We start from the raw sequence: 5,394 nt of genomic DNA on the forward strand, positions 1-5,394 counted from the left end.
GTTCGGCACCTTGTCGGCGCCCAGCGCGAGCTTTTCCGAGGGGCTGCACACCGCAAAGCCGTGGGCGAGATTGCCGCACGACAGCACAGCCCGGTTGGCGGTGCGGTTCGATGCCTCGGCGATGCGGCCGAGATAACGCTCGCGGCCTGGCTTTGAGCGCTGGCGGATGCGTTCGGTGATGGCTTCGATGTCGCGTCTGGCGGTCATGGCGGTCGGTCCTTTCAGGCGAGGTCCCGGAAACATCCTCCCGCCGTTTGCCGGGACCAGAGTAAATCGAGATTCAGGGGGCCCAGAAAACCTCTACGGGCTTATGCGCTGCGTCGAGCACGGCACGGATTGGCTTTCGCGGCCCGGGCGCCACCGCGCCGTCGAAGGCGATACGCTTGTCCTCACCCTCTATGTGCAGCGCGATGAAGCCGGCTTCGACGATGCGCGCCAGCGACAGGGTCAGCCGCGGCTCGCCCGCACTTGCCGCATGAACGGGCAGCACGATCCTGTCGCAAGACGGGTCGAGCAGCGTCGCCAGATCGTCGGCATCGGGAAAGAACGAGGCGGTGTGGCCGTCCGGCCCCATGCCGAGCACGACGACATCGAGCGGCCAGGGCAAGGAGCGGAGCGCTGCATCGTCGGACGATGCCGCATCCTCGATGCTGGTGGCTTCGTGATAGAGCGGCACGAAACGAGCCGCCTTGGCCGCGTTCTGCAACAGATTGGCGGTCACCAGTCCGGCATTGGAGCGTGGCGAGGAGGCCGGCACGAAACGCTCGTCGACCAGCGTCACGATCACCTTGTCCCAGGCGATGGGTATCGCTGAAAGGGCGGCGAAGAATTTTGCCGGCGTGGTGCCGCCGGAGACGGCGAGCAACCCCGTGCCGCGCTCGGCGATCGCCTTGGTCAGTCTGCCTGCAGCATGACCGGCAAGGGCGGCCGCCAGTTCCTGGCGCCCGGCGAAGCCGTTCCAGTCATAGGCGGCGCTGTTCAATTGCTCTCGTGCCATGTCCGCCCGTCACGCTCGATCAGTGCTATCGAGGCCGATGGGCCCCAAGTGCCCGCCGTGTAGCCCTGCGCCTCCTGCCTGGCACTTTCCCAGGCATTCTGGATCGGGTCGATCCATTTCCACGCCGCCTCGACTTCGTCACGGCGCATGAACAGGGTCTGGTTGCCACGGATGACGTCCATGATCAGCCGCTCATAAGCGTCCGGTGCGCGGCCGTCGAAGGACTGTGCGAAACTCATGTCGAGCGAGATCTGGCGCAGCCGCATGCCGCCCGGACCCGGATCCTTGATCATGATGAACTGCTTGACGCCTTCGTCCGGCTGCAGCCGGATGACAAGCTGGTTGGCGAAGATCGGTCCGGCGCTGTCGCCGAAGATCGAATGCGGGATCGGCTTGAATTCGATGACGATTTCCGAAACCCGCGTCGCCAGCCGTTTGCCGGTGCGGAGATAGAACGGAACGCCCGACCAGCGCCAATTGCCGATCTCGGCCTTGATGGCGACGAAGGTTTCGGTGTTGCTATCCTTGCCGAGTTCCTCGACATAGCCTTTCACCGGTCCGCCGGCCGAAGCCCCGGCGCGATACTGCCCGCGCACGGTGTGCTTTGGCGCCTCGTTGCCGTTGATGCGCTTCAGTGCCCGCAGCACCTTCAGCTTTTCGTCGCGCACGGCGTCGGCATCCATCGACGATGGCGCTTCCATGGCGACGAGGCACAGCAGCTGCAGCATATGGTTCTGCACCATGTCGCGCAGCGCGCCGGCCTTGTCGTAATAGGTGACGCGGTCCTCCAGACCGACGGTCTCGGCCACGGTGATCTGGACATGGTCGATATGGGCTGAGTTCCACAACGGCTCGTAGAGCGCGTTGGCGAAGCGCAGCGCCATCAGGTTCTGCACCGTCTCCTTGCCGAGATAATGGTCGATGCGGAAGATCTGGCTTTCGTGGAAGTCGTCGCCGACCAGGTCGTTGAGCTTACGTGCCGAATCGAGGTCGCGGCCGATCGGCTTTTCCAGCACGATGCGCGAGTTCGGCGTGATCAGATTGTGCTCTTTCAGCTTGTGCGAGATGTCGCCGAACAGCGCCGGCGCCACCGCCAGGTAGAAGGCTCGAATGCGGTCGCTGTCGCCGATCGCCTTCTTGAGCTTGTCGAAGCCGGCGCCGCTCGTCGCATCGGCCGAGACGTAGGATAGTCGCGCCAGAAAAGTCTTCAGTTCCTTGGCGTCGATGTCGGCCGGTTTGACGTGCTCGGAGATCGCCTGTTTGGCGAAGGCCTGGAATTCTTCGTCGCTCATTTTCGAGCGCGATGTGCCGATGATGCGTGTCGGCTCCGAAAACTGATGGTCGCGCTGGCGATAATAGAGCGACGGCAGAAGCTTGCGTTCCGACAGATCGCCGGTGCCGCCGAAAATGATGAAGTCGAAAGGCTCGACGGGGATGATCTGGCTGGTCATGGTCTGTCCGCTTTGACGCCGGTCGCTGTGACGCGTCTGATATAATCTAATCGATTTAAATTTTCCAGTGCCATGGTGTCACATGGGTGTATGCGCCTGCCCCTTGACAGTCCGATGACCCGGAGGCTTGTCGAAGGCGCGGCTCCAGAAGCCTTCGCAGTTGCAGCATAGAGCGGGATTGACGCGAAAGCCAAAGGAGAAATCGGCGATGGACCCACATCTTTCGGCCAATCCAGTCAGAAGCGGTGGCTTTGCGCGGATGAGCGCCAATGACGTGCCCGTTGATCGTCACCAATAGTGAGCGGAAAAAACATGCGTCTGGAAAACAAGGTTGCGATCATCACCGGTGCTGCGTCGGGTTTTGGCGAGGGCATCGCCAGGCGCTTTGCGCAGGAGGGCGCCAAGATCGTTGTCGCCGATCTCAACGCCAGGGGCGCGGAGCGCGTCGCCGGCGAGATCGGTGAAGCAGCGATCTGGACCCAGACGGATGTTTCGCTGCGCTCCGAATTCGACGAGATGGTCTATGCCGCCAAAAGCGCCTTCGGCCGCATCGACATCATGGTCAACAATGCCGGCTACACCCATCGCAACGGCGACATGCTCGATGTCGACGAGGAAACCTTCGATCTGATCACATCAGTCAACATGAAGGCGATCTATCACGCGGCACTCGCCGTGGTGCCGATCATGGAGCGGCAAGGTGGCGGCGTCATCCTAAACACAGCCTCCACCGCGGGTCTGCGGCCGCGGCCCGGCCTCACCTGGTACAATGCGTCGAAAGGCTGGGCGATCACCGCCACCAAATCGATGGCGGTGGAACTGGCGCCGAAGAACGTCCGCGTCAACTGCCTCTGCCCGGTTGCGGGCGAGACCGGCATGCTGGAGAAATTCATGGGCGCCGACACGCCCGAAATCCGCGAGAAGTTCCGCGCATCGATCCCGCTCGGCCGGCTTTCGACGCCGCTCGACATCGCCAATGCCGCACTCTGGCTGGCCTCGGACGAAGCCGCCTTCATCACCGGCGTGGCGCTGGAGGTCGATGGCGGCCGCTGCATCTGAAAGTGCCAGGCGTCACGCGCCGGTCTTGATGTAACTCTTGTAGATCCAGCCGGTCTTGCCGTTGTAGGTGATCTGGCACCATTGCTTGCAGCTCTTCACCTGCACCGAGGTTTTGGCTGGCACCGTACCGATGGCGGCGGCATTTTTCTTCGGGCCGCTTCGCATGGTCACGGCCCTCAGGATGCGCCCTGTTCCGGCGGCTGCGGCTTTCCTTGGCTTCGCCTTGGCTTGGCTGTCATCCCCCTCTGCCGCTGGCTCTTGAGCCGGCGATTGCGGCTGCACCGCGGGGATGGCGGCGGTTTGTGCGCCGTCGGGGTGGTTGCCCGCGGCTGCGCTGGGCGCGGCTACCTTGGCAAGTTCGGTGGCGGCATCGGTAGCGGCTGCCGGCTGTGCGAATGCCGCCGCTTGCTTGTCCGCTGCCTTGGGAGCGGTCGAATCGGACGTGGTTGCGTCCTTCGGCTGCGAACCGGTCCAGCGCGGGTCATTAGCGGCAAGTGCGGGGAGGTTGGTTTGCGCGGCCGCCACGGTAGTTGGAATTGCGTCGGACTTGCGCGCCTGAGGCACGGCTGCCGCGGCGACCGCGGCCCCAACCGGGGTTATTTTCGTCGTCTTCACCGGAACCGTTGGAATTGTCTGCTCGGGGCTCGCTGCCGCTTGCCTGTCGCTGGCCGGCAATGCCAGCCACAGCGCCACGGCGGCGACGCTAAGCAACGCGGCGGTGCCGATCGCGGCGATCACCAGATGCGAGTTCGAACGGACTTCCTGCCAGAAGGACGGCCGCATGTCGTATCCGAACTGCATGGCAAAGCGCCGACGTTCCGGCGTACCGAAACTGAAGGGCTCTCTCACTCTTGCCACCTCCATAAGCGGGCCGACGTTCTTTCAGTCGGTGCCGGAAGTCCGGCGTCTGATCCGCATAGGTCCCAAAAACAACGCGGGCAGTCCCGCAACAATCCCCGAACAATCGCCCAGAACCGGCAGCTTTCGCCTGCGATTGTGGCATCACTACGCCATTATAGGGGATTCTGCGCCTTTGCGGGAAATTGCGCAATGCGTCGCACGGGCAACAAATGTTACAATGAATATTACAATATTACATCAGGTCGGTCGGCTAGATCCTGTCCCTCAACGCAAACCAGTTGAGCGCCAGGAACAGCAGCGGCGTGCGGAAGCGCCGACCGCCGGGGAACGGCGGGATTTTCAGATCCTCGATCAGCTTCAGCCGGTCGCGGTTGCCGGCAACGGTTTCAGCATAGAGTTTACCGAAATAGTTCGACAGCATGACGCCGTGGCCGGAATAGCCGCCGGCCGAGATCACATTGGGCATCACTTCGCGCACGAAAGGCTTTCTCGGCACAGTGATGCCGACATAGCCGCCCCACCCATGCGTGATCTCGACATCCCTGAGTGCGGGGTAGAGTTCCGCGATCTGGCGGCGGATGTGAATGTGGATATCCTTCGGATCGTTGACGCCATAAACCTCGCGTCCGCCAAACAGCAGCCGCCCGTCCTTCGATCTGCGGAAATAGCGCACGACGAAGCGCGAATCGTCGACCGCCTCGCCGCCCGGCAGCACATCTGACTCTGCCCCCAGAGGCACTGTCGCGCCGATGAAGGAACCGATGGGCATGATGTGCGCGGCACTCACCGGCTCGAGCGTGCCGCCATAGGCGTTGACCGCTATCAGGCATTTCTGGGCCGTCACCGTCCCTCTCGGTGTCGAAACCTTGACCTTGCCGCCACTGGACATGATGCCGGTCGACGGCGTCCCCTCGAACAGCTGCGCGCCTGCAAGCGCTGCCACCCGCGCCGTGCCGATCACCAGCTTCATCGGATGGATGTGGCCGGTGCCGGGGTCGCGCGTGCCGCCGGAATAGGCGGCCGAGC

General features: G+C 63.1%; 5 protein-coding genes and 1 pseudogene. 1 reads left to right on the top strand and 5 read right to left on the bottom strand.

What is annotated here, in order from left to right; genetic code table 11:
* The 3 genes and pseudogenes from EN750_RS16930 to zwf form a co-directional block, all read right to left on the bottom strand.
* A pseudogene (locus EN750_RS16930) lies at positions 1-207 on the bottom strand (phosphogluconate dehydratase); the annotation flags it as partial.
* A gap of 73 nt (positions 208-280) precedes the next feature.
* Positions 281-997, bottom strand: a complete 717-nt coding sequence (pgl, locus tag EN750_RS16935) for a 6-phosphogluconolactonase (RefSeq protein ID WP_127320685.1) — start codon at positions 995-997, stop codon at positions 281-283.
* Positions 979-2,448 (bottom strand): glucose-6-phosphate dehydrogenase, encoded by a 1,470-nt coding sequence (gene zwf, locus EN750_RS16940; RefSeq protein ID WP_127320684.1) that lies wholly within the window; start codon positions 2,446-2,448, stop codon positions 979-981. Before zwf ends, pgl begins: the two co-directional genes overlap by 19 nt.
* 312 nt (positions 2,449-2,760) lie before the next feature.
* Here zwf and EN750_RS16945 point away from each other — a divergent pair, with 312 nt between their 5' ends.
* Complete coding sequence (locus EN750_RS16945) at positions 2,761-3,507, top strand: SDR family oxidoreductase (RefSeq protein ID WP_127397092.1); 747 nt, start codon at positions 2,761-2,763, stop codon at positions 3,505-3,507.
* A 12-nt stretch (positions 3,508-3,519) separates the two neighbouring features.
* On the opposite strand, the gene EN750_RS16950 is transcribed toward EN750_RS16945, so the two are convergent.
* Positions 3,520-4,356 carry an SH3 domain-containing protein gene (locus EN750_RS16950; RefSeq protein ID WP_127397093.1) on the bottom strand — a complete coding sequence of 279 codons (837 nt, stop codon included), beginning with the start codon at positions 4,354-4,356 and terminating at the stop codon, positions 3,520-3,522.
* A gap of 262 nt (positions 4,357-4,618) precedes the next feature.
* The coding region (locus EN750_RS16955; RefSeq protein WP_145967725.1) for an FAD-binding oxidoreductase at positions 4,619-5,394 on the bottom strand (776 nt) is incomplete at its 5' end.

This window comes from Mesorhizobium sp. M7A.F.Ca.ET.027.03.2.1, from assembly GCF_003999175.1.
Taxonomy (GTDB): domain Bacteria; phylum Pseudomonadota; class Alphaproteobacteria; order Rhizobiales; family Rhizobiaceae; genus Mesorhizobium.

What these genes read in the sequence shown, in the direction of transcription:
- pgl (WP_127320685.1), bottom strand. Translation starts at nt 997, where the DNA reads ATGGCACGAGAGCAATTGAACAGCGCCGCCTATGACTGGAACGGCTTC.
- zwf (WP_127320684.1), bottom strand. Translation starts at nt 2,448, where the DNA reads ATGACCAGCCAGATCATCCCCGTCGAGCCTTTCGACTTCATCATTTTC.
- EN750_RS16945 (WP_127397092.1), top strand. Translation starts at nt 2,761, where the DNA reads ATGCGTCTGGAAAACAAGGTTGCGATCATCACCGGTGCTGCGTCGGGT.